Source organism: Roseococcus sp. SYP-B2431 (assembly GCF_004336745.1).
Classification (GTDB): Bacteria; Pseudomonadota; Alphaproteobacteria; order Acetobacterales; family Acetobacteraceae; genus Roseococcus.
Window position 1 is genome coordinate 678,840 of record NZ_SJXD01000011.1, and the last position, 26,246, is coordinate 705,085.

At 71.4% G+C, this 26,246-nt stretch carries 24 protein-coding genes; 13 read left to right on the forward strand and 11 right to left on the reverse strand.

All coding sequences use genetic code 11. The features are described from left to right. Window positions 1–6 precede the first annotated feature (6 nt). Genes EJV46_RS04520 through EJV46_RS04530 form a run of 3 tightly spaced genes read left to right on the forward strand, consistent with a single transcriptional unit; the run spans window position 7 to window position 2,519 of the window. Window positions 7–1,212, forward strand: coding sequence for an acyl-CoA dehydrogenase family protein (locus tag EJV46_RS04520; protein WP_131547386.1), 1,206 nt, complete (start codon window positions 7–9; stop codon window positions 1,210–1,212). Further along, entirely contained in the window at window positions 1,205–2,206 is a 1,002-nt protein-coding gene (locus EJV46_RS04525; RefSeq protein WP_206020700.1) for a phosphotransferase family protein, read from the forward strand. The genes EJV46_RS04520 and EJV46_RS04525 overlap by 8 nt, the downstream gene beginning before the upstream one ends. Next, the gene (locus tag EJV46_RS04530; RefSeq protein WP_131547388.1) at window positions 2,190–2,519 is read left to right on the forward strand and encodes a DUF6285 domain-containing protein; all 330 of its coding nucleotides are present in this window, start codon (window positions 2,190–2,192) and stop codon (window positions 2,517–2,519) included. Before EJV46_RS04525 ends, EJV46_RS04530 begins: the two co-directional genes overlap by 17 nt. 129 nt (window positions 2,520–2,648) lie before the next feature. On the opposite strand, the gene EJV46_RS04535 is transcribed toward EJV46_RS04530, so the two are convergent. Continuing rightward, complete coding sequence (locus EJV46_RS04535; protein WP_131547389.1) at window positions 2,649–4,964, reverse strand: methyl-accepting chemotaxis protein; 2,316 nt, start codon at window positions 4,962–4,964, stop codon at window positions 2,649–2,651. A gap of 127 nt (window positions 4,965–5,091) precedes the next feature. On the opposite strand from EJV46_RS04535, the gene EJV46_RS04540 reads away from it, so the two are divergent. Together EJV46_RS04540 and EJV46_RS04545 are read left to right on the forward strand one after the other, a co-directional pair. Next, on the forward strand, window positions 5,092–5,727 hold the full coding sequence (locus EJV46_RS04540; RefSeq protein ID WP_131547390.1) for a flavin reductase family protein: 636 nt from the start codon (window positions 5,092–5,094) through the stop codon (window positions 5,725–5,727). Window positions 5,728–5,781: 54 nt separating this feature from the next. Continuing rightward, window positions 5,782–7,416, forward strand: coding sequence for an iron ABC transporter permease (locus EJV46_RS04545; RefSeq protein ID WP_131547391.1), 1,635 nt, complete (start codon window positions 5,782–5,784; stop codon window positions 7,414–7,416). A gap of 48 nt (window positions 7,417–7,464) precedes the next feature. On the opposite strand, the gene bfr is transcribed toward EJV46_RS04545, so the two are convergent. From bfr to EJV46_RS04565, 4 genes are all read right to left on the reverse strand, one after another. After that, a complete protein-coding gene (bfr, locus tag EJV46_RS04550; protein ID WP_131547392.1) occupies window positions 7,465–7,965 on the reverse strand; it encodes a bacterioferritin in 501 nt (166 codons plus the stop codon). 120 nt (window positions 7,966–8,085) lie between these two features. After that, entirely contained in the window at window positions 8,086–8,265 is a 180-nt protein-coding gene (locus tag EJV46_RS04555; RefSeq protein ID WP_131547393.1) for a bacterioferritin-associated ferredoxin, read from the reverse strand. 17 nt (window positions 8,266–8,282) lie between these two features. Further along, on the reverse strand, window positions 8,283–9,311 hold the full coding sequence (locus EJV46_RS04560) for an extracellular solute-binding protein (RefSeq protein ID WP_131547394.1): 1,029 nt from the start codon (window positions 9,309–9,311) through the stop codon (window positions 8,283–8,285). A 131-nt stretch (window positions 9,312–9,442) separates the two neighbouring features. Then, window positions 9,443–10,228 carry an HpcH/HpaI aldolase/citrate lyase family protein gene (locus EJV46_RS04565; RefSeq protein WP_165585338.1) on the reverse strand — a complete coding sequence of 262 codons (786 nt, stop codon included), beginning with the start codon at window positions 10,226–10,228 and terminating at the stop codon, window positions 9,443–9,445. Window positions 10,229–10,395: 167 nt separating this feature from the next. Between EJV46_RS04565 and EJV46_RS04570 the strand changes: the two genes are divergently transcribed. Next, a complete protein-coding gene (locus EJV46_RS04570; RefSeq protein WP_165585339.1) occupies window positions 10,396–10,563 on the forward strand; it encodes a hypothetical protein in 168 nt (55 codons plus the stop codon). A 358-nt stretch (window positions 10,564–10,921) separates the two neighbouring features. Then, window positions 10,922–12,961, forward strand: coding sequence for a hypothetical protein (locus tag EJV46_RS04575; protein WP_131547396.1), 2,040 nt, complete (start codon window positions 10,922–10,924; stop codon window positions 12,959–12,961). A 157-nt stretch (window positions 12,962–13,118) separates the two neighbouring features. Here EJV46_RS04575 and EJV46_RS04580 read toward each other — a convergent pair whose 3' ends face one another. From EJV46_RS04580 to EJV46_RS04590, 3 genes are all read right to left on the reverse strand, one after another. Then, window positions 13,119–13,322, reverse strand: coding sequence for a cold-shock protein (locus tag EJV46_RS04580; RefSeq protein ID WP_131547397.1), 204 nt, complete (start codon window positions 13,320–13,322; stop codon window positions 13,119–13,121). Between the two features lie 275 nt (window positions 13,323–13,597). Beyond that, complete coding sequence (locus EJV46_RS04585; RefSeq protein ID WP_131547398.1) at window positions 13,598–14,068, reverse strand: thioesterase family protein; 471 nt, start codon at window positions 14,066–14,068, stop codon at window positions 13,598–13,600. A 3-nt stretch (window positions 14,069–14,071) separates the two neighbouring features. Continuing rightward, entirely contained in the window at window positions 14,072–14,776 is a 705-nt protein-coding gene (locus EJV46_RS04590) for an RraA family protein (RefSeq protein ID WP_131547399.1), read from the reverse strand. A 160-nt stretch (window positions 14,777–14,936) separates the two neighbouring features. Between EJV46_RS04590 and EJV46_RS04595 the strand changes: the two genes are divergently transcribed. From EJV46_RS04595 to EJV46_RS04610, 4 genes are all read left to right on the forward strand, one after another. Beyond that, window positions 14,937–16,343, forward strand: a complete 1,407-nt coding sequence (locus tag EJV46_RS04595) for a carbohydrate porin (RefSeq protein ID WP_131547400.1) — start codon at window positions 14,937–14,939, stop codon at window positions 16,341–16,343. Next, on the forward strand, window positions 16,288–16,953 hold the full coding sequence (locus EJV46_RS04600) for a DNA-3-methyladenine glycosylase (RefSeq protein ID WP_131547401.1): 666 nt from the start codon (window positions 16,288–16,290) through the stop codon (window positions 16,951–16,953). The genes EJV46_RS04595 and EJV46_RS04600 overlap by 56 nt, the downstream gene beginning before the upstream one ends. Before the next feature lie 140 nt (window positions 16,954–17,093). After that, on the forward strand, window positions 17,094–18,254 hold the full coding sequence (locus tag EJV46_RS04605) for an aminotransferase (protein WP_131547402.1): 1,161 nt from the start codon (window positions 17,094–17,096) through the stop codon (window positions 18,252–18,254). A 101-nt stretch (window positions 18,255–18,355) separates the two neighbouring features. After that, on the forward strand, window positions 18,356–19,567 hold the full coding sequence (locus EJV46_RS04610) for a multidrug effflux MFS transporter (protein WP_131547403.1): 1,212 nt from the start codon (window positions 18,356–18,358) through the stop codon (window positions 19,565–19,567). Window position 19,568: 1 nt separating this feature from the next. Here the strand turns inward: EJV46_RS04610 and EJV46_RS04615 are convergent, their stop codons facing one another. Together EJV46_RS04615 and EJV46_RS04620 are read right to left on the reverse strand one after the other, a co-directional pair. Then, window positions 19,569–21,179 carry a cisplatin damage response ATP-dependent DNA ligase gene (locus EJV46_RS04615; RefSeq protein WP_131547404.1) on the reverse strand — a complete coding sequence of 537 codons (1,611 nt, stop codon included), beginning with the start codon at window positions 21,177–21,179 and terminating at the stop codon, window positions 19,569–19,571. After that, window positions 21,176–22,198 carry a ligase-associated DNA damage response exonuclease gene (locus EJV46_RS04620; RefSeq protein ID WP_131547405.1) on the reverse strand — a complete coding sequence of 341 codons (1,023 nt, stop codon included), beginning with the start codon at window positions 22,196–22,198 and terminating at the stop codon, window positions 21,176–21,178. Before EJV46_RS04620 ends, EJV46_RS04615 begins: the two co-directional genes overlap by 4 nt. A 47-nt stretch (window positions 22,199–22,245) precedes the next feature. On the opposite strand from EJV46_RS04620, the gene EJV46_RS04625 reads away from it, so the two are divergent. Next, window positions 22,246–24,777, forward strand: coding sequence for a ligase-associated DNA damage response DEXH box helicase (locus tag EJV46_RS04625; protein WP_131547406.1), 2,532 nt, complete (start codon window positions 22,246–22,248; stop codon window positions 24,775–24,777). Beyond that, complete coding sequence (gene pdeM, locus EJV46_RS04630) at window positions 24,774–25,460, forward strand: ligase-associated DNA damage response endonuclease PdeM (protein ID WP_131547407.1); 687 nt, start codon at window positions 24,774–24,776, stop codon at window positions 25,458–25,460. Before EJV46_RS04625 ends, pdeM begins: the two co-directional genes overlap by 4 nt. A gap of 61 nt (window positions 25,461–25,521) precedes the next feature. Here pdeM and EJV46_RS04635 read toward each other — a convergent pair whose 3' ends face one another. After that, complete coding sequence (locus EJV46_RS04635; protein WP_165585340.1) at window positions 25,522–26,127, reverse strand: fasciclin domain-containing protein; 606 nt, start codon at window positions 26,125–26,127, stop codon at window positions 25,522–25,524. Window positions 26,128–26,246 lie beyond the last annotated feature (119 nt).

The following is a 26,246-nucleotide window of genomic DNA, read 5'->3' on the forward strand; positions in this document are numbered from 1 at the left end:
AGTTCCATGGACTTCACCCTCGACCCCAAGAGCGAAGCCAAGCGCCAGGCCGTGCGCGCCTTCGTCAACGACCGGCTGATCCCGCTGGAGGGCGACCGCGCGAATTACGACGAGCACGAGAATATCTCGCCCGCGCTGCTGAGGACGCTGCGCGCCGAGGTGAAGGCCGCGGGTCTCTGGTGCCTGCAGCTGCCGGAGGAGATCGGCGGCCAGGGCCTGCCCTTCACGGGCATGGCCGCCTGCTACGAGGAGATGAATCGCTCCATCTTCGGCCCCGTCTGCTTCAACTCAGCGGCGCCCGACGACGGCAACATGATGGTGATGAACAAGGTCGCCACCCAGGCCCAGAAGGACTGGTGGATGATGCCGGTCGTGCGCGGCGAGGTGCAGTCCAGCTTCGCCATGACCGAGCCAGGGGGCGCCGGCTCCGACCCGGGCATGACCTACACCACGGCCGAGCGCGTCGGGAACGACCGCTGGAAGATCAACGGGCGGAAGTGGTTCATCACGGGAGCGGGCGAGAGCAAGCACTTCATCCTGATGGCCAGGACCAGCGACGATCCGCGCAAGGGCCTCACCGCCTTCCTCTTCCACGCCGACACGCCCGGCTGGAAGATCGAGCGCCGCGTCCCGATCATGGGCCCCGAGGAGCATGGCGGCCATTGCGAGATCAGCTTCGAAGGGCTGGAGATCCCTGACGAGAACCGCCTCATGGGCGTGGGCGACGGGCTGAAGCTGACGCAGATCCGCCTCGGCCCCGCGCGTCTCACCCATTGCATGCGCTGGACCGGCATGGGGCGCCGGGCGCTGGAGATCGCGCAGGCCCACACCGAGGAGCGCTCCACCTTCGGGTTGAAGCTGGCCGACCGGGAATCCGTGCAGATGATGGTGGGCGAGGCGGCGATGCAGCTCGACATCAGCCGGCTGCTCACCATGCGCGCGGCCTGGAGGCTCGACCAGGGCGACTTCGCGCGCAAGGAGGTCAGCATGGCCAAGATCGTCGCCGCCGACGCGCTCCACAAGGCGGCCGACACGGCGCTGCAGCTCCTGGGGGCCAAGGGCTATTCGAAGGACACGCCGGTCGAGTGGATGTACCGCTACGCGCGCCAGGCGCGGCTGGTGGACGGCGCCTCGGAGGTGCACCGCATGGTGCTCGCCAACTTCCTGCGGCGCGAGGGCGGCGGGTTCTTCGCCTGGGGCCATCATGGATGAAGCCCGCCGCGCGGCGCTGAACGCCTGGCTGTCGCAGGCGGCCGGCACGCCCGTCGAGATCGGCGCGGCCTCCCTGCTCTCCGGCGGCGCGATCCAGCAGAACTGGGCGATTTCCGTGACGCGGGGCGGTGCTGCCGAGGAATGGGTGCTGCGGACGGACAACGCGGCGACGCTCACCGTCTCGCTGCCGCGCACGGCGGAATACGCGCTGCTGCGCGCCGCTTTCTCCGCCGATGTGACTGTGCCGGAACCGCTGTTTTGCTGCGAGGACGCCTCGATCATAGGCGCGCCCTTCTTCGTGATGCGGCGCGTCCCGGGCACGGCGACGGCCTTCCGCCTCGCGAAGCTGGCGGCCGCCCTGGGCGGCGATGCGGAACTGGTCCGCCATGCGGGCAAGGAGATGGCCCGCATCCACAGCATCGTGCCGCCGCGCGACGACCTGGCCTTCCTCGGCGCCCCCCCTGCCGATGCGGGCGTGGAGTTCGTCCGCGCGATGCGCGAGCGCCTCGACGCCGCCGGCACGCCCCGTCCCGTCCTGGAATGGGGGCTTTTCGCGCTGGAGCGGCACCCCGTGCCTCCGCTGGCGCCCGTGCTCTGCCACAACGACTTCCGGACCGGGAACCTGATGGTTGAGGGCCACGCCGTGACCGCCGTGCTGGACTGGGAGTTCGCGGCCTGGGGCGATCCGCATGCCGATCTCGGCTGGTTCTGCGCGCCCTGCTGGCGCTTCGGGAACCTGGCGCTCGAGGCCGGCGGCCTCGGCCCGCGCGCGGCGCTGCTGGAGGGCTACGGCCCGGCGGCCGATCCCTCCCGCCTGCCCTTCTGGGAGCTGGCCGCCAGCATCCGCTGGGCGGTCATCGCCGCCGACCAGGGCGCCCGCCACCTCTCCGGCCAGGAGCGCGGGCTGGAGCTGGCGCTGACCGCGCATATCATTCCCGAGCTGGAGCTCGATATCCTGCGCCAGGTGGAGGACCTCGATGCTCGAAGCGCCTGACGCGGCCGACCTCCTCGCCACCGCCCGCGACTCCCTCCTGCAGAAGCTGCTGCCGGCCCTGCCCGCCCATCTGCACTACGAGGCCCGGATGGCGGCGAACGCCATCGCCATCGCGTCGCGGGCCATCCCGGCCGACCCGGCGCCCCTGGCAGCGCGGCTGGCGGAGCTGGCGGAGGACGCGGCCGGGTTCGCGGCGCGTATCCGGGCGGGCGAATTCGCACCGGGGGCGCCGCGCCATGCCGAGGCCGCCGCGCTGCTGCGCGACATGGCGCGGCTGCGCTGCTCGGTGAGCGCACCGCGCGCCTTGCGGTAGCGATCGGGAGCATCGCGCACAGCCTCGCCCCGACGATCGGGAGACGCGCCATGGTCCGCTCGCCGGAGGAGGCGCGCTCACCCGTTTCGGCCTGCGGATCTGAGCGGCAGCGCACGAGACTCGCCGCCCCTACTGCGCCCGCACCTGCTTCAGGAACGCGCCGGCCTTGTCGCGCAGCACGCCCGCCTGGAGCGCCAGGTCGTTCGAGGCCTCCAGCACCTCGCCCGCCGACCGTCCGGTCTCGCCGGAGGCCCCGCGCACGTCGTTGATGCGCCGGGTGACGGCGCCGGTGCCCTCGGCCACCAGCGAGGCGCTGCGGGCGATTTCGCGCGTCGCGGCGCCCTGCTCCTCCACCGCGGCGGCGATGGCGGTCGTGACCTCGTTCATCCGCTCGATGGTGAGGCTGATGGAGCGAAGCGCGGTCACCGCCTGTTCGGTCGTGCCCTGGATGCCGCCGATCTGGGCGGCGATCTCCTCCGTGGCCTTCGCGGTCTGGGCGGCGAGATTCTTCACCTCGCTCGCCACGACCGCGAAGCCCTTCCCCGCCTCGCCGGCGCGCGCCGCCTCGATCGTGGCATTGAGCGCGAGCAGGTTGGTCTGCCCCGCGATGTCGCTGATCAGCCGCACCACGTCGCCGATCCGGCTGGCCGCCTGGGCCAGGCCCTGGACGGTGCCGTCGGTGGCCCGCGCCTCGTCGGCCGCGGCGCGCGCCACCTGGGCGCCCTCGGCCACCTGGCGGGTGATCTCGGCCACGCTGGCGGCCAGCTCTTCCGCACTGGCCGCCACCGCCTGCACGTCGGCCTCCGCACGGACCGAAGCCTCCGCCACCGCCTCGGCCTCGCGGCCGGAGGTCGCGGCCGAGCCGGAGAGGACGTTCGCCGATTGCTGCATCTGACCCGCCGCCGTCGCGACCGCGTCCACCACCCCGCCGATCTCCTGCTCGAAGTTGTCCGCCAGCTGCGACTGCGCGGTGGCCAGGGTCCAGACCAGCATGGGCGCCACGTATTCGCCGCCGCGGTCCCGGATGGCGGTGACGTTGAGATCCATCATCTGGTCCGCGATGGCGAAGCGGGAGCGGTGCGGCAGGCGCGAGGCATCGGACAGGATCTCGCGCTGCCGCTCCGGATTGCTGTGGAAGATGTCGATGCTCTGGCCCAGCACGGCGTCCCCCTTCACCGGCAGATCGCCCTCGATCAGGCCCATGAGCCGCGTGCTCTCGGGGTTCATGTAGCGGATGCGGAACTCGTCCTTCGGATCGGCCATCATCACGCCGAGCGGCATCTGCTCCAGCATCTGCTGCTGCGCGAAGGCCTTCTCCACGCCGCCGCGCAGCTCCTCCAGCGCGGTCGCGATCTGGCCGATCTCGTCGCGGCGGTCGCGGTCCGGCACGGGATCGGCCGTCTCGCCGGCCGCGATGCGGCGCACCGCGGCCGCGATCCGGCGCAAGGGCGTCCCGATCGCGCGGGCGGTGATGAAGCCAGAGAGGATCTGGATCAGCGCCACCACGGCGCCGATGATCCAGACGCTGCGCTCCAAGGCATTCATCGCCTCCGCCGCGGATCGCGCCCGGCTGCGGGCATCCGCGGCCAGCGCCGTCGTCGCGGTGCCGAAGGCGGCCGTCAGGCGCTCGCGAACCGGGTCGGTGCGGCTCGCGCGGATCTCGAGAATCCGCGCGCCGATGCCCATCAGCGCCTCCGCCTCGTCGGCCAGGCGCTGGCCGGCATTGGTGAGGCGGGTCATGTCCTGCTTTACCTCCTCCGCCGCGGCCGAGTTCAGCCGGCGGGCATGCACGCGGCCCTGGGCGGCGGAGCGGCGCACGCGGGCGCCGGAGGGCGCGTCGTCCGTCGCGAGGTAGCGCTGGATGCCGAGCCGCACCTCGTTCACCGAGGCGACGTAGGTGTTCATGACGTCGCGCAGCTCGTCGCGTGCATCGCCGCTCATGCCGAATTGGAGATTGGCTGTCGCCGCTTCCAGCGCCTGGTCGAACTCCGAGAAGCGCGGGAAGAAGTCGCGGTCGCGCTTGGCGATCAGCTCGGCCCGGGCGGCGGCCGTCTCGTCCAGGCCGCCGCGAAAGGCCGCGAGCTCGGCCTCCGCCGCCTCCAGCGGCTGGATGGCCGCAGCCGCGGTGGCCTCGCGCCGCGCCGTCTGCAGGGCCGCTGCGGCATGGTCGAGATGCGCCCGCATACGCTCCGTCTCCCGCTCGAGCTGGGCGGGATCATTGGCGAGGAGGACGCCGCGCTGGGCGCTGAGCGCCTCGCCGGCGAAGCGCGCCGCCTCGTCGGCCGCGGCGCGGGCGGCAACCGCCTGGCGCTCCGCCGCCTGCTGCTCGTCGAGCTGGCCGCTCCCGCGCGTCACCAGCAGAACGAGCATGGCCAGCAGCAGGACGGCCAGGGCGGCACTCGTGGACAGCTTTCGCCCGACCGACAGATCGCGGAAGAATCGCATGGGACCAGATCTCCTCTTCGGACCCCGGTCTAGGCCGCATCCGGTTAAGAGCCGGTGAACGCGGCACCCTCTCGACTCTTCCCGCCGCCCCGGCCAGCTTGCCGCGGCAAACCCGTGAGGCCCGCCCATGTTCTTCGATTTCGAGACCCTTCCCGCGTCCGAGCGCTACAAGCTCGTGGTCTCGACCGTCGTGCCGCGCCCCGTCGCCTGGGTGGTGAGCCAGGACGCCGCCGGCGTGGTGAACGCCGCGCCCTTCTCCTTCTTCAACGTCTTCACCGACGATCCCGTGGTGATCGGCATCGGCGTCGGCCCCAAGCCCTCCGGGAGCTTCAAGGACACGCTGGCGAACATCAAGGCGCTGAGCCAGTTCGTGGTCTGCCTGGTGCCGCACTCGCACATCCACGCGATGAACGCGACGGCGATCGACTTCGACGCGCAGGTGGACGAGCTGGACGAGGCCGGCCTCACCAAGGTCGCGTCCAGCAAGATCAAGGTGCCGCGCATCGGCGAGAGCCCGGTGGCGATGGAATGCGAGACCTTCCAGCTGATCCCCGTGGGCCACCACACGATCGTGCTCGGCAAGGTCGTCGCCATGCACATCCGCGACGAAGCCGTGATGGATCCAGCGAAGAACTACGTGGACACGCCCAAGCTCGACCTGGTGGGCCGCATGCATGGCCGCGGCTGGTACACGACCACGCGCGACCGGGTGGAGGTGCCCCGCATCGGCGTCGCCGAATGGGAGGCCAAGAAGAAGGGCTGACCGCGCGCGGCGCATCCTGTATGCGCCGCGAATGAGACTTTTTCGCAAGCGGCCATGAGCGCAGCCGCGCCGCGGCGGCAACGGCCGCTCTGGGTGAAGCTGACCTGGCCGGCGATGCTGCTGATCGCGCTGCCGCTGGCCGCCGTGCTCGCGGCGGCGATGGTTCCGGCGGGCCAAGTCTGGTGGCACATCTGGCAGACGTCCCTGCCGGAACTGCTGGGCAACACGGCGGCGCTGGCCCTGCTGGTTGCGGCCATGGCCGGCAGCGCGGGCGCCATCACCGCGTGGCTCGTCACCGCCTGCCGCTTCCCGGGGCGCGACACCCTACAATGGGCCCTGCTGCTGCCGCTGGCCATGCCGGCCTATGTGAGCGGCTATGCCTGGGTCTGGCTAATGGACGTGTCGGGGCCCGTGCAATCGACGCTGCGGGAGGCCTCGGGCCTGCGCTACGGCCAGTACTGGTTCCCCGAGATGCGCAGCCTGCCCGGCGCCGCCCTGGTGCTGGCGATGGTACTGTATCCCTACGTCTACCTGCTGTGCCGCGCCGCCTTCCTCGCGCAATCCACCTGCCTGCTGGAGGTCTCGCGCACGCTGGGTGAATCGCTCTCGCGCACCTTCTGGCATGTTGCGCTGCCGCTGGCGCGGCCGGCCCTGGCCGCGGGCGTGGCGCTCGTGCTGATGGAGGTTCTGGCCGATTTCGGCACGGTGCAGCATTTCGGCCTGCGCACCTTCACCACCGGCATCTACGAGGCCTGGTTCGCCATGGCCGATCGGGGCGCGGCGTCGCAGCTGGCCGCCGCGCTCCTGCTCTGCGTCGCGCTGCTGCTGGCGCTGGAGCAGGCGAGCCGCGGCGGCCGCCGCTTCCATCCGACGACCACGCGGCAGGCGCCCGTCCGGCCCGTGCCGCTGCGGCCGGCAAAGGCGGCCCTGGCGCTGCTGGCCTGCGGGCTGCCGCTGGCCCTGGGATTCCTCATCCCCGCCGGGACGATGCTCTCGCTGGCCCTGCGCGCCGGCGATCCCCTCGCGCCCGGCCGCTTCCTGCCCTTCCTGACGAACTCGCTTACCCTCGCCGCGATCACGGCGGCGCTGGCCGTGGCGCTGGCCGCCTGGCTCGCCTGGGCCGTGCGGCTGCACCCCAGCGCGCCGGGTCGATTCGCGAACCGCGCCGTGGGGCTGGGCTACGCCATTCCCGGCTCGGTGATCGCCGTCGGCACGCTGGTGCCCTTCGGCCTCCTCGACAATGCGCTGGATGCCTGGCTGCGGGCGCATCTGGGCGTGAGCACGGGCCTGTTGCTCTCGGGCACGATCGCGGCGCTGGTCTTTGCCTATCTGGTGCGCTTCCTGGGCGTGGCGCTGGCGTCGGTGGAGAGCGGGCTGGCGCGGCTGAAGCCGTCTTTCCAGGCGGCGGCGCGGTCGCTCGGCGCCGGGCCCGGAGGCGCCGTCCGGCGGGTGGAGCTGCCGCTCTCGCGCGGGGCGCTGCTGACGGCGGCAATCCTGGTCTTCGTGGACACGATGAAGGAACTGCCGGCGACGCTGATCGTCCGGCCCTTCGACTTCGATACGCTCGCGGTGCGGGTCTACAACCTCGCGGCGGACGAGCGCCTGTCGGAAGCAAGCACCTCGGCGCTGCTGATCGTGGTCGTGGGGCTGCTGCCGGTGGGGGTGCTCGCGCAAGCGATGCGGAGGTGAGCCGAGAGGGGCGCCGCCACTCTCAGGCTCTCCCCGCCAGGGCTTTCCTCAGCCGTGATCCTTGTGCTGATCCGGCGCCGCATCGCTGTTGAGCTGGATGTAGTTCGGCAGCCCCATCTGCTCGATCATGTCGAACTGCGTCTCCAGGAAGTCCTGGTGCTCCTCCTCGTTCGCGAGGATCGACTTCAGCAGGTCGCGGCTCACATAGTCCCGCACGCCCTCGGAATAGGCGATGCCTTCGCGCAGGTCCTCGATCGCCTTGAGTTCCAGCTTGAGGTCGCATTCCAGGACCTCCTTCACGTTCTGCCCGATCAGGATCGGGTTCAGACGCTGCACGTTGGGGAGGCCGTTGAGGTAGAGGATGCGCTTGATGAGCTCATCCGCATGCTTCATCTCCTCGATGCTCTCCTTGTACTCGTGCTTGGCGAGCTTCGTGACGCCCCAATCGTCCAGCATGCGGGCATGCAGGAAGTACTGGTTGATGGCGGTCAGCTCATTGGTGAGCTGAACGTTCAGGTGCTCGATGACCTTGGGGTCGCCCTTGGGCATGGTGGCTCACTCCGGCTGTGTGGCCGAAGGGATGTCACATCTGGCAAGGCAAAATCAAGTCCCTGTAAAAAAAGGACTTAATTGCGAAACGGAGTGAAACTCGTTCGCAGCTGCGGAGCTTCAGCCGCGCGCCTTGTCTTCCGGCATCTCGCGGAGAATGCTCAGGATTGTCGCGGTGCAGGTGCCGCACTGGGCGCGGCAGCCGCAGCCCTCGTAGACTTCCTTGGGGCGCGAGGCGCCGTTGGAGGCGGCGGTGCGGACGTCGCCGTCGCTCATCCCGTTGCACAGGCAGATGACCATGATCCGGAACCGGCTCCCTAGCGCCAGCCGGCGCGCTGCATGAGGCGCAGCGCCTCGGGGGCATTGGCGAGCAGCTTCCGGCCGTCGGGCGCCTCCTCGCGGAACGCGCCGAGCGAGACCAGGAAGGGGTGCGTCTCGGCCTCCGCGACGGCCGGGAACTCCATGTTGCCGAGCGCAAAGATGCGCTGCGCCGCCGGCGTGGTGAGGAACTCCAGGAAGGCGCGCGCCTCGGCCGGGCGCGGCGAGGTCTTCACCAGCGCGGCGCCCGAGATGTTCACATGCGTGCCGCGGTCGCCGGCGCCCTGGTTCGGGAAGAGCACGCCGACGCGCTGCGCCAGCTCGCGCTCCTCGGCCTGCTGCGAGATCGACATCAGGCCGAGGTAGTAGGTGTTGGAGATGGCGATCGTCCCCTGCCCGGCCATCATGGCGCGGATCTGGTCGCGGTCGCCGCCGGCCGGCGGACGGGCGAGGTTGGCCGCGATGCCGCGGGCCCAGGCCTCCGTGGCCTCGGCGCCGTTGGCGGCCAGGAAGCTCGCGGCCAGCGCCACGTTGTAGCCGTTGCCGGAGGAGCGAACGGCGATCTGCCCCCTGTAGCGGTCGTTCGCCAGGTCCTCGTAGCGGGCCAGGCCCGCGGGCGCGCCCTTGGCCTTGTCGTACATGACGACGCGGGCCCGGCGCGAGGCGGCGAACCAGTGGCCGCCCCCATCGCGCAGGCCCTCGGGAACCCGGCTGTCGATGGTGGCGGAGGCGTAGGGCTGCGTCAGGCCGAGCTCGACGGCGCGGGCCAGCCGGCTCGCATCCACGGTCAGGAAGATATCGGCCGGGCTATTGGCGCCCTCGGCGCGGATTCGCTCGATCAGCTGGTCGGCATTGGCCTCGATGACGCGGACGCGGATGCCCGAGGCCTGGGTGAAGGCCTCGTGGATCTGCTTGTCGGAATCATAGTGGCGCGAGGAATACAGGCTGACCACGCGCTCCTGGGCGCGAAGCACGGTGGGGGCCAGGAGCCCTCCGGCGGAAGCGGCGAGAAAGACTCGTCGTTGCATGCAACCCTCTGGAGACTGGCGTTGAAGCATGCGTAAGGCAGTTGCGACGCGTTCGCAAGGGCAATTGCGAAACGCTCGCAGTTGCAAATGATTCCCGGAGGTTAGGCCGGGGCATGCCCCGGCCCGCCGGATCAGCCCGCCAGTACGCGGAGAAACTTCGCCCGGGCCGAGGCGCCGGCCATCAGGAAGACATGGTCGGAGCCGCCCAGGACAAAGCGCGCGCCCATGGCGATGTAGTCCTTCGCGACCACCTCGTCGTAGACGCCGCCCATGCCCATGACCTTGCCGTGCTTCCGGCAGGCGGCGGCCACCTTCTCATAGGCGGCGCGCACGCGCGGATGGCCGATCTGGCCGGGGATGCCCATGGTCGCCGTCAGGTCGCTGGTGCCGAACTTCAGCACGTCCACGCCCTCCACGGCCGCGATGGCATCGGCGTTGTCGACGGCCTCCTCGGTCTCGATCATGCAGGCGATGAGCACCTCGTCGTTGCTCTCCCTTTGCGCCGTCGCCGCGTCCGGCGGCGCGAAGCCGTAGAGAATCGGCGGGCCGCCCCAGCTGCGCATGCCCAACGGCGGAAAGCGGAAGGCCTTCACCACCTCGCGCGCCTCCCCGGCGGTATCGACATGCGGCACGACGACGCCCATCGCGCCGTTGTCCAGGCAGCGCGTGCCCTCGAAGAGCGCGTCCTTGCAGCAGCGCACGATGGGCGTGCAGCCCTGGTTCAGCGCGGCCATGCTGATCTGCGCGGCGGCCTCGACGCTCATCGCGCCGTGCTCCATGTCGATGAAGAGCCAGTCGAAGCCCGTCGCCGCGCCCAGCGCGCCCACGGCCGAGCCGCGCAGGTGGTGCACGCCGAAGCCGATGGACAGCTTTCCCTCGTTCAGGCGCTGCTTGGCCAGGTTCTTCACGATGGGCATGATTGGACTCCTCCTGTTTCGCGCGGAGGGCATCATGGGGCCGGCGCAGGGTCAATCCGCATCGGCGCGGGCCGATCCGCCCGCCGGGCGCGATGATGCTGCCGCGATCCGAAACCGCCCGCATCGGGCTGGCGTTAGCCTTCATGAAGCGTCAACAGGAGAGCCAGATGGACGGCACCGAAGAGAGCGACAGGACGAAGGCCGAGGCGGAGAAGGAGCTCGACCAGGCGCTGAAGGACACCTTTCCGGGCAGTGACCCCGTGCAGCTGACCGATCCGAGCCAAGGGGTCGGCAAGGCGCCGAAGGAGCCGCGACCCGAGCCCGAGAAAGCCTGACCGTGAACGTCTATGCCGGTCCCGCGGGTCGGCGCCGCCTGATCGGGCGGGCCTGCGTCCCTTGGGACCATGGACCGATTCTCATCGCCGGTGCTGCCGGCGAGCAGTTTGCCCTCCACGACATCCGCTGTCCCGGGCAGCGGGGAGCCGTCGAGACGGCCGTGCTGCTCTCGCCCGGACAACCGCCCGAGCTTCTGCCCGGGTGGCGCGCGGTCCCGCCGGCCCTGCCGCGACGTCCTGCAAGTGCGCGGCCGGACCGCGCCGGCTGAGGACCAGGGCTGCGGTCGAACACATGCCGCCGCATTCCTGCCCGGAAGTTTGCGATGATCCCGCGCAAACATCCCGGAAGGATGCCGCCATGCCCGCACGCCTGTCCCTCGCCGTGCTCCTCCTCGCCACGACCTCCCTCTCCGCCGCCGAACTGCCGGTGCGCGGCGTCACCCTCTCCTCCGCGGGCCTCGCGCAGATCGAGCGCAGCGGCGCGGTCCCCGCGTCCGAGCCCGCCCTCACCTTCCGCGTGCCCACCGAGGATGTGGACGACATCCTGCGGTCGCTCGTCGTCAGCGATCCCGCCGGCCGCGTGGAAGGGCTGCGCCTGCCGGCCCAGGACCTCGCGGCCGAGGCCTTCCGCGGCCTGCCGGTCCGTCCGGAGGACTTCGAGAGCCGTGCCGCCCTGCTCAACGCGCTGCGCGGCGAGCGCATCGCCATCGGCGGCGTCGAGGGCCGCATCGCCGAGGCCACCGAGGCGCGCGGCGGGCTACGGGTCTCGCTCATCACCGGGACCGGCCTGCGCAGCCTCCGGTTCACCGAGGAGGAGGAGCTGCACCTGCTCGACCCGGGCCTCGCCGCCCGCATCGCCCGCGCGGCGGAGGCGGTCGCCGCCACACGTGCCGCCGACACGCGGCAGCTCTCGATCGCCCTGCGGCCGGGCGCCAATGCCGAGCGCGAGATCGCCCTGGCCTATGTCGCGGGCGCGCCGCTGTGGAAGCCTTCCTGGCGCCTGGCCGTGCCGGAATTCGGCGCCTCCGACGGCCGGGCGAGGCTGATGGGCTGGGCCGTGGTCGAGAACCGCAGCGGCGCGGACTGGAACGGCATCCGCCTCTCGCTCGCCTCGGGCGAGGCGGCCGCCTTCCGCCAGGCGCTCTACACCCCGATCATCCTCCCCCGGCGCGAACTCCCGATCCAGGGCAGCGGCCAGGTCGAGATCGGCGCGGATAGCGGCGCCCGGCCCGTGCCGCCGCCCGCTCCGCCTGCGCCCGTCGCCGCCTCGGCGCCGATGGCGCGGATGGCGCCACGCGGGGGCACGGCCGAGCTCGCCATGCCCGCGCCGGCCCCGGCCTTCGCCGAGGCCCCTCCCCCGGCGGCGGAGGCCTCGGCCGCCGCCTCGCTCGGTCGCGTTGCCTTCACCCTGGCCGACCCGGTCACCATCCGCGCCGGCGAGACCGCCAACCTGCCCTTCCTCGATCAGCGGCTGAACGCCGAGCGGGTCTGGTGGGCGCAGACCCTCGCCGCGCGCTATCCGCTGCAGGCCGTGCGGCTGCGCAACGACACGAACCACGCGCTGCCGGGCGGCATCGTGACCGTCTTCGGCAGCACCGGGGCCGAGGCCGGCGGCTTCCTGGGGGACACGCAGCTCCTCGGCCTGCCGCCGGGCGAGACACGGCTGCTCGCCTTCGCCCGCGACCGGGAGGTCCAGTACAGCGTGGCCCAGCGCAGCGAAGCGACGCCCATCCGCGTCGAGCTCCGCCGCGGCGCCGTCCTCGCCATCCTGCGCGCGGTGCACACCGTCGCCTTCGCCATCGACCCGCGCGGCGGCCGCGGCCGGTTCGTCGCCGACCTGCCCCGCCGCCCCGGCGAGACGCCCCGCTTCGTGCCCGCCGCCGAGGGCGATTTCGGCCTCCGCGTCGAAGCCATGCTGGAGGGCCGCCCCGCGAACCTCGACTGGAGCTGGGAGCGCGAGCAGCAGCAGACGATCCCGCTCTGGGAGGCCGCCCTGCCCGATCCCCTCCCGCCCGTCTGGCGCGACCTGAACCTCGAGCGCGATCCCGCCCGGCTGCCCGGCGGCACCGACAGGCTGGACGCGCTGCGCCATATCCTTGCGCGCCTGCCCGAGGGGGCGCCGGGGCGTGCCGACCTCGCCGCGCTCATCGCTGATTATTCCCAGGCGCGGCAACTGATGGACGCCTTCCGCACGGCGGCGCGCGCCTATGCCGCCGCCGAGGCGAACCTCGCCCGCGCCCGCCGCGCCTTCGAGGACCGGACGGGCAGCGAGAAGGAAAATGCACGGCAGCAGCTCAATGCGGCCTCCGTCGAGGCGGGGCGGCTGGGGACGGCGGGGGACAATGCGTGGACGGCCTGGAGGGCGGCCGCTCAGAAGGTCGTCGCGCGGGGGACTTGAAGGGGCTTTGCCCCTTCAAGTCCCCCAGCAGGAAGCTCAGTGTCCTGCACCTCCGGTCAGTGAACCCTTCCGGCACCAGGCGTTCGTTCCGGCCGGCCAAACGAAAAAGGGCGGCCCGAAGGCCGCCCTTTCCATCCAAACGAGCCGTGAGGCTGGTTCAGCCGGCCTTGAGGTTGACCGCGGAGGTCTTGCCGCGCTCTTCCGTCAGGTCGAAGGACACCTGCTGGCCGTCATTGAGGCCCTGCAGGCCCGCAGCCTGGACGGCCGTGATGTGCACGAACACATCGGAGCCGCCGCCGGCCGGGGAAATGAAGCCGTAGCCCTTGGTGGCGTTGAACCACTTAACCGTACCTGAAGCCATCTTGTATTCTCCTTGATCGCATGTCGCGGGAATTTCCGCGCCATGGCCAACTCACGCCGGACAAACGGTACGCATCCAGCTGGTCTTTGGAGAGCTTCTGGGATCGGCACGGCCAGACGAGGCCTGATCAAAGGCGCAGATCGGAGCCCACAAGTCAAACATCATCAGCAGCGTGACAGAAATGGCCGGCTGGACATGGCCGTCCATCCGATCGTTTCGCGCAGCGGGCCGATGGCGATCGAATCGGTGCGCGACGCCTCGCGGCGCGAGGCCGGCTACCGGCGCCGGAGCGCGAGCCGCTTCGGCGCGTCGCCCGTCGCGGCGCCCCGGAACTGCCCGAGCACCTCCTGCGGCCAGGGCGCGACCTTCCGCTTCGCCAGGTCCACGCAGAGGTAGAGCACCTCGTGCTCCGAGGCCGTCCAGCCCTCGGTGAAATGGAACATCCGGTGGCGGCACAGCAGGCGCTTCTCGTCGAAGGCGAGCACCATGCTGGAGCCGCCGATCGGCATGCCCTCCAGCATCTCGCGCTGGTAGTCGAGCCAGGCCTCGGCGGCGAAGGTGCCGAGGCCCATGGAACGCAGCGGATGCCCCAGGCCGATCTCCGGCCAGAGGCGGTCCGTCTGCAGGTCATAGGCGACGAGGTAGTTGCCCATGTTCATGTGGCGGTAGTGGTCCACCCATTCGGGGCGGACCGAGGTCAGGGGCTGGTCCCACCGGAACCAGCCCTCCTCGTCGCGGATGGCCACGCGTCAGTGGATGTCGGCGGACTTGGCCAACGCCTCGCGCAGCTTGGCGATGTCGAAGTCCGGGCGCTTCGCCATCTCCAGGATCACGGCCTCCTTGCGCGTCAGCAGGTCGATCGCGGCGGGGATTCCCTTCACCGCATCGGCCGGGATCACCACGGCGCCATGGCGGTCGGCATGGACCACGTCGTCATGGTTCACGGCCATGCCGTGCACGGTGACCGGGCGGCCCCAATCGACGATGTGCACGTAGGCGTGGCTCGGGTTGATGATGCCCAGCAGCTGGAAGTCCGGCGCCACCATGTCGAGGTCGCGGATCGAGCCGTTGGTGACGCAGCCCAGCGACTTGAGGCCCTTGTGGACATTGGTGTTCACCTCGCCCCAGAAGGCGCCGGTGCCGGGCACGTCGTCCAGGTCCTGCAGCACGACGACGGTCGGCATGTCGGTGTTGGCGACATATTCGTACCAGCCGATGCGCGAGGCGCGGTCGGCCTCCGGCGTGCGGCCGTGCGGGTGCGCCGCGCGCAGCGTGCCCACGCGGGCCGGGCCGCAGATCGGCTTCATGGTCGGATGCGCGCAGTCGAAGGTGCGGACGGTGAAGCCGTGGCCGCGGCGCGCCGGCACCACCACCTCGAGCGCATTGCAGATGGTGGGCGTGTCCCACTCGCACAGGGCATCGAGGTCGGCTTGGGTATAGGGGCGCTGGGTCATGATTTCCTCCGGATGGAGGCCGCAGCTTCGTGGCAGGCGTCCCGCACGTCAAACCGCCGCGTCAAACCTGGGGAGCCGCCGCGCGTTCGGTCCCTGCCCCCTGTCGTGAAGGATTCGTGTCGCGCTTGCCGTTCCTCCATCGGCAGTCTAGCGGGCGGGCATGCGCTTGCTCGCGATCCCGACGGCCCTGCTGCTGACGCTTCTGGCGTTGCCGCTTCTGCCGTTGCCGGGCGCCGCCTGGGCGCAGACCGGCCGCTTCGGCTCGGCCGGCACGGCCAATACCGGCCCGCCGGAGGAGGCGCTGATCCCCTCGCTCGCCGCCCGGCAGGACCGGCTGGAGGAGCTCGGCTGGATCATCCGCGGCCAGGCCACCTTCATCCTGCAGGGCCAGGCCGGCTTCCGCTCGCCCTATCGCGGCGAGGCGAGCCTCCAGCCGGCGGCCCAGGCGCGCAACACGCTCTCGACCGACCTCATCCTGGGCCGGCGGCTATGGCGGGGCGCGGAGTTCATCGTGGACGCCTCGGTGACGCGGGGCTTCGGGCTGTCCAACTCGGTGGGCGCCGCGGCCTTTCCGAACGGCGAGGCCTTCCGCCTCGGCACGACGGAGCCGAACTTCTTCGTCCCCCGCGCCTTCTTCCGCCAGACGATCGGCCTCTCCGCCGACATGATGCCGAGCGACGACGACCCGCTGCGCTTCAGCGAGCCGATGGCGCGCGAGCGCATCACCATCACGGCGGGGAAGTTCGCGGTCTGGGACATCTTCGACGACAACCGCTACGCCCATGACGCGCGCACGCAGTTCATGAACTGGGCGCTCGTGGGCGGCGGCGCCTTCGACTATGCGGCGGATTCGCGCGGCTTCACCGAGGGCTTCGCGGTGGAGTGGGAGAACGGCAACTGGGCCGTGCGCGGCGGTGCCTTCCGCGTGCCGCGGCGGGTGAACGGCCTTTTCCTCGACCCCGCCGCGACGCGCGGCTTCCAGGCGCTGGCCTCGGTGGAGCGCTTCTGGCGGATCGGCGAGCGCGAGGGCGCGGTGCGCGTGATCTACGGCGCCTCGCGCACGCGGCAGTCGCGCTGGGGCGAGATCGACCCCATGGACCACGCCAGTTTCGAGCGGAGCCCGAACCGCTACACGGTCAAGCACAACGTCACGATCTCGGCCGACCAGCAGGTCACCCGCGATCTCGGCGTCTTCGGCCGCCTCTCCTGGAACGACGGCCGCACGCAGAACTGGATGTTCACCGAAATGGACCGCGCGGTGAGCCTGGGCGGCGTCCTCACGGGCCGGCGCTGGAACCGGCCGGACGACACGCTGGGACTCGGCACCAATATCGGCTGGATCAGCGGCGGGCGGCGGCGCTACCTGGAGGCCGGCGGCATCGGCTTCATCACGGGCGACGGGCGGCTGAACCACCGGCCGGAATGGGCCACGGAGCTCTATTACGACGCGCGCCTGGCGCCGGGCGTGAATGCGGCGCTCGGCTACCAGCTGCTGGTGAACCCGGCCTACAATGCCGACCGTGGTCCCGTCTCCATCTTCTCCCTCCGCCTCCGCACCGCCTTCTGACCGGGAAGTCCTCTTCGCGGCCGAGCCGCTTTTCGCCGGCATCGAGGAACGCGCGGGGCCGCTGCCGTGGCGCACGCGGCCGCGCGGCTTCGCCGGGATCCTGCGCACCATCTGCGGCCAGCAGATCAGCAACCAGGCGGCGGGCGCCATCTGGCGGCGGCTGTCGGCCATTCCAGGGGCGCTGACGCCCGAGGGGCTGCTGGAGCTGGACGATGCGGCGCTCTGCGGCGTCGCGGGACTGTCGCGGCCCAAGGCGGCGCATGCGCGCTCGCTGGCGGCCGCCTGCCTGGACGGAAGGCTCGACTTCGACCGGCTCGCGATGCTGCCGGACGCCGAGGCCGTGGCGATGATGAGCGCGGTGAAGGGCCTCGGCCCCTGGACCTCGGAGGTCCATCTGCTCTTCGCCGAGGCGCGGACCGACATATTCCCGAGCGGCGACATCGCGCTGGCCAATTCGGCGCAGCACCTGTTCCGGCTGAACGAGCGGCCCAGGCCGCTGACGCTCGCCCGGATGGCCCTGGCCTGGTCGCCGCAGCGCTCGCTCGCGGCGCGGCTGCTCTGGCACCACTGGCGGCACCAGACGGGACGGACGCTGGTCGAGGATCCCTAGACCATGATCCACTTCGGTGGATTACGGTCCAGGCCTTGGCTGAGGATGATTCACCGCTTCGGCGATTCCGCCTCAGCGGATCGTGCTCTAGGACCGCCGCCGGCTTCCAAGGCGCGGAACGCGATGCCAGTTTGCCGCGCATGCCCCGTTTCTCGCCCACGATCCTCGGCACGGCCGAGCCCGCCATCCCCGCTGCCCGCGCCTGGGCGGCGCGGTACCGGGGGCAGCATGGCCCGGCGCTGGACCTGACGCAGGCGGCGCCGGGCTATCCTCCTCATCCGGAACTGCTCGCCCGCCTGGCCGAAGCCGCCGGATCCCGCGCGGCGGCCGCCTATGGCCCGATCGCCGGCGACCCGGCGCTGCGCGAGGCGTTGGCCGAGGATATCGCGGTCTTCTACGGCGCCGGGGTCGCGGCCACGCAGGTCACCATCACCGCGGGCTGCAACCTGGCCTTTGCCATGGCGATGAAGGTCGTGGCCTCGCCCGGCGACAACCTGCTGGTGCCCACTCCCTGGTACTTCAACCACCAGATGGCGCTGCGCATGTCCGGCATGGAAGCGCGGCCCCTGCCCTGCCGCGCCGAGGACCGCTTCGTGCCGGATCCGGAGCTGGCGGCCACGCTGATCGATGCCCGCACCCGGGCCATCCTGCTGGTCACGCCGAACAACCCCACCGGCGCGGTCTGTCCGCCGGGGGTCATCCACGCCTTCGCGGAGCTGGCCCGGCGGCGCGGCATCTGGCTCATCCTGGACGAGACCTACCGCGACTTCCTGACCGAGGCGGAATGCCCGCCGCACGCGCTGTTCCAGGATCATGGCTGGCCCGATGTCCTGGTCCATCTCTACAGCTTCTCCAAGGCCTATTGCATCCCGGGCCACCGGCTCGGCGCTATCGTCGCCGGCGAGGAGTTCCAGCGGCAGGTCGGCAAGGCCGTCGACACCTTGCAGATCTGCCCTGCCCGCGCCGGCCAGCAGGCGGCGGCCTGGGCCATTCCGGCGCTGCGCGACTGGCGGGCCGGCAACCGGGCCGTCATGGCCGCGCGTGCCGCCGCCTGCCGGGCCGCCCTGAACGAGGGCTGGACCGACGCGATGGGCAGCTACTTCGCCTATCTGCGGCTGCCCGACGGCGCGCCGGACGCGATGGCGGCGGCGGAATTCCTGGCCGCCGAGAAGGGCCTGCTCTGCCTGCCCGGCCCCTTCTTCGGGCCCGGGCAGGAGCGCCACCTGCGGCTCGCCTTCGCGAATGCCGAGGCCGAGCGCCTGGCGGAGCTGCCGGCGCGGCTGGCGGGCCTGGCGCCGTAATCCGGCAATCTTGCTGCATCGCGGCATTTTTCGGCCATTCGGGCCTGGATTGCGCGGCGCAATGCCACATGATGGACGGATGCCGATCCACGCCCGACCGCATGGCCCCTGATCCCGACGGCCGTCCGGCCGGCCCCGCCGTGCCTCTGCCGCTCTGGCTGCTGGTGCTGATCACCACCTCCGGCACCTTCGGCATCCATGTCTTCGTGCCGGCCCTGCCACAGGCCGGCGCTTCCCTCCAGGCGCCCGGCACGCTGATGTCGCTGACCGTCAGCCTCTACGTGCTGGGGCTGGCGCTGGGGCAGCTGTTCTACGGCCCCATCTCGGACAGCCTCGGCCGGCGGCCGGTGCTGCTGGCCGGGCTGACCCTCTACAGCCTCGCCGGGCTGGGGGCGGCGCTGGCGCCCGAGGCGCATTGGCTGGTCGTCGCGCGGCTGCTGCAGGCGATGGGCGGCTGCGCGGGGCTGGCGCTCGGCCGCGCCATGGTGCGCGACGTCTCGCCGCCGCGCGAGGCCGCCTCGCGCCTCGCCGTGCTGAACCTCGCCGTTTCCGCCGGGCCGGCCATGGCGCCGCTGCTCGGCGGCTTCCTCGCCGAGGAGCTGGGCTGGCGCGCGGTGCTGCTCTTCCTGAGCGCGATGGGCGCGGCCACGACCCTGCTGGCGCTGCGCGTCCTGCCGGAGACCAACCGCGGCGGGCAGGGCCGCAGCTTCGCGGCGCTGGCGCAGGACTACCGGCGCCTCGTCGCCTCGCCGGCCTTCCTCGGCTATGCCATCGGCGGCGGCTGCGCGACCACGAGCTGGTACGCCTACCTGGCCGCCCTGCCCTTCATGGTGGTCGATCAGCTGGGGCCGATCCGGGAGGTGGGCTTCATCGCCATCCTGCTCATGCTCGGCACCTCGCTGGGCAATATCCTGGCCGCCCGGCTGCTGCGGCGCTTCTCGCTCTCCCGGCTGTTGCCCGGCGCGAGCCTGCTCGGCGTGCTGGGCACGCTGATCTTCCTGGCGCCGATGCTCGCGGGGCATCTCAGCCTGGCCGTGATCGTGGCCGGGCCGCTGGTCTACATGATGGGGGTGGGCGTCACGAGCCCGCTCGCGCTCACCAAGGCGCTGGGCGTGAACCCCGGGGTGATCGGCTCGGCCGCGGGGCTCTACGGGTGTCTGCAGATGGCGGTGGGCGCGGTCTGCGCCGCGCTGGTCGGCTTCGGCGGCGACCCGGCCCTGGCTGCGGGCAGCATCCTGACCGGAGCGACGCTGCTGGGCCTGTTCTGCTTCGCCGGCGCCCTGGCCTGGGAGCGCCGCGGCCGGTCCGCCTGACCTACCCGGCCGCGGCGGCGGGGCTTCCCGCGATCAGCGCCACCAGCGTCTCCAGCCGGTCGGCTTCCTCGGCCGGCTTGTCCCGCCGGATGCGCGCGATGCGGGGGAAGCGCAGCGCCACGCCGGACTTGTGGCGGTTGGAGTATTGCGCCGCGTCGAACTCCACCTCCAGCACGAGGCCGCGCTCCACCTCGCGCACGGGGCCGAAGCGGTTGGTGGTGTGGTTGCGGATCCACTTGTCCAGCCAGAGCAGCTCCTCGTCGGTATAGCCGGAATAGGCCTTGCCGATGGGGACGAGCTCCATGTCATCCCCTTGGGCGCGCCAGAGCCCGAAGGTGTAGTCGGAATAGAAGCTGCTGCGCTTGCCGTGGCCGCGCTGGGCGTACATCAGCACCGCGTCCACGGAGAGCGGGTTGCGCTTCCACTTCCACCAGGGGCCCTTGATGCGGCCGGGCGAGTAGATGCTGTCGCCGCGCTTCAGCATCAGGCCTTCGATCGAGGCGGCCCGGGCGCCGGCCCGGATCTCCGCCAGCTCCTCCATGGAGGCGAAGGGGATGAGAGGCGAGAGGTCCATCCGCTCCGGCCGCTCGCGCGCGAACCAGGCTTCCAGGCGGGCGCGCCGGATGTCGAAGGGCAGCGCGCGCAGGTCCTCCTCGCCGTCGAAGAGCAGGTCGTAGAGGCGGACGGCGGCGGGGTGGTCGCGCAGCATCTTCTGCGTCACGACCTTGCGGTTCAGCCGCTGCTGAAGGTCCGAGAAGGGCGCGACCTCGCCGTCGCGGACGACCAGCAGCTCGCCATCGGCGACGCCGTGGAAGGTCATGGCCGCCAGGATGTCCGGGAAGGCGCCGGAGACGTCCTCGCCCGAGCGCGACCAGATGCGCGCCCCGCCCGGCCCGGCGGTCAGCTGCACGCGGATGCCGTCCCATTTCCACTCCGCGCGCCAGTCGGGCGCGTGGAGCACCGCAAAATCCTTCTCCTCCAGGGGATGGGCGAGCATCAGCGGGCGGAAGACCGGCAGGCCCCTGGGATCGGGGCGCAGCCCCTGCCCCTCCAGCCAGGCGAAGAGCGGGCGGTAGGGCGGCGCCACGCCATGCCAGACCTCCTCGATCTCGCCGACATCGACCTTCGCCCAATCCGCCAGCGCCGTCTTGGCCAGCCGCGCCGAGGCGCCGACGCGCAGCCCGCCCGTCACCAGCTTGATCAGCGCCAGCCGGGAGCCCGGATCGAGCGCGTCCAGCCATCCCGCGATGATCTGCGGCAGCGCGGTCTTGGGCGCCGTCTCCAGCGTCTCCACAACCTCGGTGAGGCTCAGAGGCGGGCGGTTGCTCCTGACATCCGCGGGCCACATCAGCGCGATGGTTTCCGCGAGATCGCCCACATAGTCGTAGCTGATGGCGAAGAGTGCCGGATCGGTTCGCTCGGCGATCAGCTCGCGCATCATGGCCGGCTTGGCCGTGCGGAAGACGAGTTCGCCCGCCAAGGCCGCCAAGCCGATGCCGCGGTCGGGATCGCCCTGGGTCGCGAACCATTGCCGCATGAGCGCGATCTTGGCGTTGCGCCCGGGCGAGAAGACGAGCCCTTCCAGCAACTCGGCGAAGGCGGGGACACTCATTCGTCCTCCTCCCCTTCCTCGCCCATGCCGACGAGGTGCAGCGCCCGGCCCTTGATGCCGCGCATTCCCAGCGCGTGGATCAGCGCGTCCTCGCGCCCATGGGTGACCCAGACCTCGCCGGCCTCGACCTCCGCGCAGGTCGAGAGAAGTTCAGGCCAGTCGGCATGGTCCGAGATGATGAGCGGCAGCTCCACCCCGCCCTGCCGCGCCCGCTGCCGCACGCGCATCCAGCCCGAGGCCAGGCAGGGCAGCGGGTCGCTGAGCCGCCGCGCCCAGCGCTCGCCGATCTCCGAGGGCGGCGCCAGCACGATGGCGCCCGCGAACCTTTCCCGGCCTTGGACCGTGGCCGGGACCAGCTCGCCGAGGTCCACGCCCAGCTCCTGATAGAGGCGGCACAGCCGCATCAGCGCCCCGTGCAGCGGGATGGGCGCGTCCCAGCCGGCCTGCCGCAGCAGCGCGATCAGCCGCTGCGCCTTGCCCAGCGCGTAGCAGCCGATGACATGGGTGCGCTCCGGAAAAAGCCGCACGCTGCGCAGCAGCCGCGCGATCTCGAGCTCCGCCGGCGGGTGGTGGAAGACCGGCAGGGCGAAGGTCGCCTCGGTGACGAAGACGTCGCAGCACTCCAGCTCGAAGGGCGCGCAGGTCGGATCGGGACGGCGCTTGTAGTCGCCGCTGATCACGGCGCGCGAGCCCTGCCACTCCAGGCAGACCTGCGCGCTGCCCAGCACATGCCCCGCCGGCCGCAGCCAGAGCCTCACGCCATTGACATGCAGCACCTCGCCATAGCGGAGCGGCTGCTGGGACTGGCCGGCCTGGCCCGGCGCCATGCGCTCGCGCATGACGGCCAGCGTCTCGGCGGTGGCCAACACGCGCTCGTGGCCCGGCCGGGCGTGGTCGCTGTGGCCGTGGGTGATGACGGCGCGGTCCACCGGGCGCTGGGGGTCGATGTGGAACCCGCCCGGCTCGCAGAACAGCCCGGCCGGCGTGACGCAGAGCCAGGTCTTGGGATGGGGTGGCATCAGGCTCCTTCACGCCGCGCGTCACGTCGCATATATCTGGGTCCGGTATGAGAACATTGCCAGAACTTTTTGCCGGCTGGTTCGCCGGGCGAGGATGGTCCCCGCGCCCCCACCAGCTCGATATGCTGGAGGCCGCGCGCCAGGGACGATCGGCCCTGCTCATCGCGCCGACCGGCGGCGGCAAGACCCTGGCAGGCTTCCTCCCGAGCCTCATCCAGCTTTACGAGAATCCCCGCAAAGGGTTGCACACGCTTTACGTCTCGCCGCTCAAGGCGCTGGCGGTCGACATCGCCCGGAACCTGGAGGCGCCCATCGCGGAGATGGGCCTGGACATCACCGTCGAGACCCGCACCGGCGACACGCCGGCCAACCGCCGCGCCCGGCAGCGCCAGAACCCGCCCAACATCCTGCTCACCACGCCGGAGAGCCTAACGCTGCTGCTCTCCCTGCCCGATGCCGGCAGCCTGTTCGGCGAATTGGCCTGCGTCGTGGTGGACGAGGCGCATGCGCTCGCCGGCACCAAGCGTGGCGACCAGCTCTCGCTCTGCCTCTCGCGCCTCGCGGCCCTGGCGCCAAGAGGGCGGCATGTCGGCCTCTCGGCCACGGTGAACCATCCCGAGGCGCTGCGGGCCTGGCTTTCCCCCACGGCCCGGGCCGAGGATGTCTCGCTGGTCCGCGCCGCCCCCGGGGAGCCGCCGGTGATCGGCGTGCAGCTGCCCGAGGGCCGCCTGCCCTGGGGCGGGCATATGGGGCTGGCCTCGGCGCCCGACATCATGGCCCGCATCGCCGGGGCCGGCGTCACCATCGTCTTCGTCAATACCCGCGCCCAGGCCGAGCTGGTCTTCGCCGCGGTCTGGAAGCTGAACGAGGCGGCGCTGCCCATCGCGCTCCATCACGGCAGCCTCACCGTCGAGCAGCGCCGCAAGGTCGAGGCCGCGATGGCCGCGGGCAGGCTGCGCGGCGTGGTCGCGACCTCCTCGCTCGACCTCGGCATCGACTGGGGCGCCGTCGACCAGGTGATCCAAGTGGGCGCGCCGAAGGGCGTCTCGCGCCTGCTCCAGCGGGTCGGCCGCGCCAATCACCGCATGGACGAGGCGAGCGCGGCCTGGCTGGTGCCGGCCAACCGTTTCGAGGTGATCGAATGCGCCGCCGCCATCGAGAGCATCGAGGCCGGCGAGCTGGACGGCGAGCCGCCGCGCCAGGGCGGGCTCGACGTGCTGGCGCAGCACATCCTGGCCATGGCCTGCCACGCGCCCTTCCACCCGGACGACCTCTATGCGGAGGTGCGCCGCGCGGGCGCCTATTCCGAACTCCCCCGCCGCGACTTCGACGACACGCTGCGCTTCGTGGAGGATGGCGGCTACGCCCTCTCCTCCTACGAGCGCTACCGCAAGCTGTTCCGCGATTCGGAGGGGCTGATCCACGTCCGCGGCAACCAGGTGGCGCTTCAGCTCCGCCTGAACCTCGGCACCATCGTCGAGACGCCGCTGCTCAAGGTGAAGCTGCGCGGCGGCCCCGTCCTCGGCGAGGTGGAGGAGTGGTTCATCTCCACCCTCGCGCAGGGCGACACCTTCCTCTTCGCGGGACAGGTGCTGCGCTTCGAGGGGATGGCCGGCATGGTCGCGCAGGTCTCGCGCGGCGGCGCGGGGGAGCCGCGCGTGCCCGCCTATGCCGGCGCGAAGATGCCGCTCTCCACCCATCTCGGAAAGCGCGTGCGCGACATTCTCGCCGACCCCACGCATTGGGCCCTGCTGCCAGAGGGCGTGCAGGAGTGGCTGGATCTCCAGCGCGACAAGAGCGAGCTGCCCCGCGCCGATGGCCTGCTCGTGGAAACCTTCCCGCGCGGCGGCCGCTGGTTCATGGTCGCCTATACCTTCGAGGGCCGCCTCGCCCACCAGACGCTGGGCATGCTGGCCACCCGCCGCATGGAGCGGCTGGGCTGGGGTCCGCTCGGCTATGTCGCGACGGACTACGTGATCGCCACCTGGTCCGCCTTCGAGCCCGCCGACCCCGAGGCGCTCTTCACCGAGGACCTGCTCGGCGAGGAGCTGGAGGAATGGATCGCCGAGAGCTCCATGCTCCGCCGCACCTTCCGCAACATCGCGACGATCGCGGGCCTGATCCAGAAAAACCATCCCGATGCCGAGAAATCCCGGAAGCAGATGAGCGTGAACTCCGACCTGATCTACGACGTCCTTCGCCGTCACGAGCCCGACCATGTCCTTCTGCGCGCGACACGCGCCGAGGCGGCCTGGGGCCTGACCGACGTGGCCCGCATCGGCCAGCTGCTGGCCCGTGCGAAGGGGCATATCCGCCATCGCCGGCTGGACCACGTCTCGCCGCTGGCGGTGCCCGCGCTCATCGAGATCGGCCATGAATGGGTGTCCGGCGGCGCGGAGGAGGCCGTCCTGGCCGAGGCCATCGCGCTGGTGGACGAGGCCACGGAAGGCGCCGACAGCTTCAGCGGCGAGCTGGGCCTGGGGGCCCTCGCGGAGGACAATCCCGCGCCGCCGCCGCGCCATCGCGAGCGGAGAAAGTCCCGCTTCCACCGGAAGGTGCCGAAGGAGGCCGTGCCTTGATCGCAGCCCCCCTGCATCTCGGCGGCGAGCGGCTGATGCTCTGCCCGACCGGCGTCGCCATCTGGCCCTCCACGCGCATGCTCGTCGTCTCGGACCTGCATTTCGAGAAGGGCAGCGCCATGGCCGTGCGCGGCGCGCATGTGCCGCCCTACGACACGCGCGAGACCATGATCCGCCTCGCGTTCTCCATCCGCCGCCATGCGCCGCGCCGCCTGCTGGTGCTGGGCGACGCGCTGCACGACGACCGCGCGCTGGCGCGCATGGCGCCGGCCGACCTGGCCGCGCTGCGCCGGCTGCTGGAGCCGCTGGAGGTGATCTGGGTCGCCGGCAACCACGATCCGGCGCCGCAGCCGGATCTTCCGGGAATCTCGGTGCCGGAATGGAGCGAGGGCCGCCTGCGCTTCCGCCATATCGGCGGCGTCACGCCGCTGGCCCGCCACGAGGCCGAGCTGAGCGGCCATTATCACCCGAAGGCCACGATGCCCACGCGCATCGGCGGTATCACGCGTCCCTGCTTCCTCGCGACGGGGCAGCGCCTGGTCTTGCCGGCCTTCGGCGCCTTCACCGGCGGGCTCGACGTGCGCGACCCGGCCATGGCGACGGTCGCGAAAGCGGCCCAGCGGGTATTCCTGCTGGGCCGTGAGAGGCTCCACAGCGCCTCCTTCGAGGCGCTGCGCGCTTAGGTCGTCTCCGGCGCCTTCGCGCCTTCGATGATCGCGTCCTGGGCAATCCGATCGGGGCGGATTACTGGATCAGCGGGCGGTTCACCGGCAGGACGATGCCGTTGCTGGCCAGGATCTGCGGCCCAGCCAGGTTCGCGGGCGGATAGGCATTGGCCCCGCCCACGCCGAAGCCGGAATTGCCGACCAGCACGATCGCGACCTGGCCGCTGCCCTGCGCCGTGACCTGCAGCGTGTTGCCGTTGCGCGTGCGCAGCTGAACCACGCGGTTCGCGAAATCGGCGGTGGTGTAGCGGCCCTCGACGATGTGCATGTTGACGAAGGCCTGGAGCCGGACCTGGTCGCCCTGCTGGCGCTGCTGGTTCGAGCCGCCGGTGCTCGGCGCCATATCCTCGCGCAGCGCGATGGGGATCATATCCACGGCCGGATCCGGCAGCGCGAAGAGCGTGAAGGGCCCGGCGCCGCGCAGCGTCTCGATCGCGCCCGCCATGCGGGCATATTCCAGGAAGCTGTTGAAGCCGCCGGCCGCGGCCAGCGAATCGACGACGTTCGTCTGGGGGATGACGCTGCCGCCGGTGACCACCGGGGCGTTCATGGTCGTCTGCGCGAACAGGGGCAGCGGAAGCGCGGCCGCGGCGGCGCCGAGCAAGATGTGGCGGCGGAGGGTCATGTCTCGGGAAGCCTTTTCTCTGGGGGGAGCCGCCTCGGTGTGACCCGGGGGGCGACAGTGCATGTGCAACGCGGGCCTGATTTTCCGGTTGCATTCGCCGCCTTTGCGCGAAGGACACA

Coding starts and splice junctions, on each gene's coding strand:
- EJV46_RS04520 (WP_131547386.1), top strand. CDS start 7: ATGGACTTCACCCTCGACCCCAAGAGCGAAGCCAAGCGCCAGGCCGTG.
- EJV46_RS04525 (WP_206020700.1), top strand. CDS start 1,205: ATGGATGAAGCCCGCCGCGCGGCGCTGAACGCCTGGCTGTCGCAGGCG.
- EJV46_RS04530 (WP_131547388.1), top strand. CDS start 2,190: ATGCTCGAAGCGCCTGACGCGGCCGACCTCCTCGCCACCGCCCGCGAC.
- EJV46_RS04535 (WP_131547389.1), bottom strand. CDS start 4,964: ATGCGATTCTTCCGCGATCTGTCGGTCGGGCGAAAGCTGTCCACGAGT.
- EJV46_RS04540 (WP_131547390.1), top strand. CDS start 5,092: ATGTTCTTCGATTTCGAGACCCTTCCCGCGTCCGAGCGCTACAAGCTC.
- EJV46_RS04545 (WP_131547391.1), top strand. CDS start 5,782: ATGAGCGCAGCCGCGCCGCGGCGGCAACGGCCGCTCTGGGTGAAGCTG.
- bfr (WP_131547392.1), bottom strand. CDS start 7,965: ATGCCCAAGGGCGACCCCAAGGTCATCGAGCACCTGAACGTTCAGCTC.
- EJV46_RS04555 (WP_131547393.1), bottom strand. CDS start 8,265: ATGGTCATCTGCCTGTGCAACGGGATGAGCGACGGCGACGTCCGCACC.
- EJV46_RS04560 (WP_131547394.1), bottom strand. CDS start 9,311: ATGCAACGACGAGTCTTTCTCGCCGCTTCCGCCGGAGGGCTCCTGGCC.
- EJV46_RS04565 (WP_165585338.1), bottom strand. CDS start 10,228: ATGCCCATCGTGAAGAACCTGGCCAAGCAGCGCCTGAACGAGGGAAAG.
- EJV46_RS04570 (WP_165585339.1), top strand. CDS start 10,396: ATGGACGGCACCGAAGAGAGCGACAGGACGAAGGCCGAGGCGGAGAAG.
- EJV46_RS04575 (WP_131547396.1), top strand. CDS start 10,922: ATGCCCGCACGCCTGTCCCTCGCCGTGCTCCTCCTCGCCACGACCTCC.
- EJV46_RS04580 (WP_131547397.1), bottom strand. CDS start 13,322: ATGGCTTCAGGTACGGTTAAGTGGTTCAACGCCACCAAGGGCTACGGC.
- EJV46_RS04590 (WP_131547399.1), bottom strand. CDS start 14,776: ATGACCCAGCGCCCCTATACCCAAGCCGACCTCGATGCCCTGTGCGAG.
- EJV46_RS04595 (WP_131547400.1), top strand. CDS start 14,937: ATGCGCTTGCTCGCGATCCCGACGGCCCTGCTGCTGACGCTTCTGGCG.
- EJV46_RS04600 (WP_131547401.1), top strand. CDS start 16,288: ATGCCGACCGTGGTCCCGTCTCCATCTTCTCCCTCCGCCTCCGCACCG.
- EJV46_RS04605 (WP_131547402.1), top strand. CDS start 17,094: ATGCCCCGTTTCTCGCCCACGATCCTCGGCACGGCCGAGCCCGCCATC.
- EJV46_RS04610 (WP_131547403.1), top strand. CDS start 18,356: ATGGCCCCTGATCCCGACGGCCGTCCGGCCGGCCCCGCCGTGCCTCTG.
- EJV46_RS04615 (WP_131547404.1), bottom strand. CDS start 21,179: ATGAGTGTCCCCGCCTTCGCCGAGTTGCTGGAAGGGCTCGTCTTCTCG.
- EJV46_RS04620 (WP_131547405.1), bottom strand. CDS start 22,198: ATGCCACCCCATCCCAAGACCTGGCTCTGCGTCACGCCGGCCGGGCTG.
- EJV46_RS04625 (WP_131547406.1), top strand. CDS start 22,246: ATGAGAACATTGCCAGAACTTTTTGCCGGCTGGTTCGCCGGGCGAGGA.
- EJV46_RS04635 (WP_165585340.1), bottom strand. CDS start 26,127: ATGACCCTCCGCCGCCACATCTTGCTCGGCGCCGCCGCGGCCGCGCTT.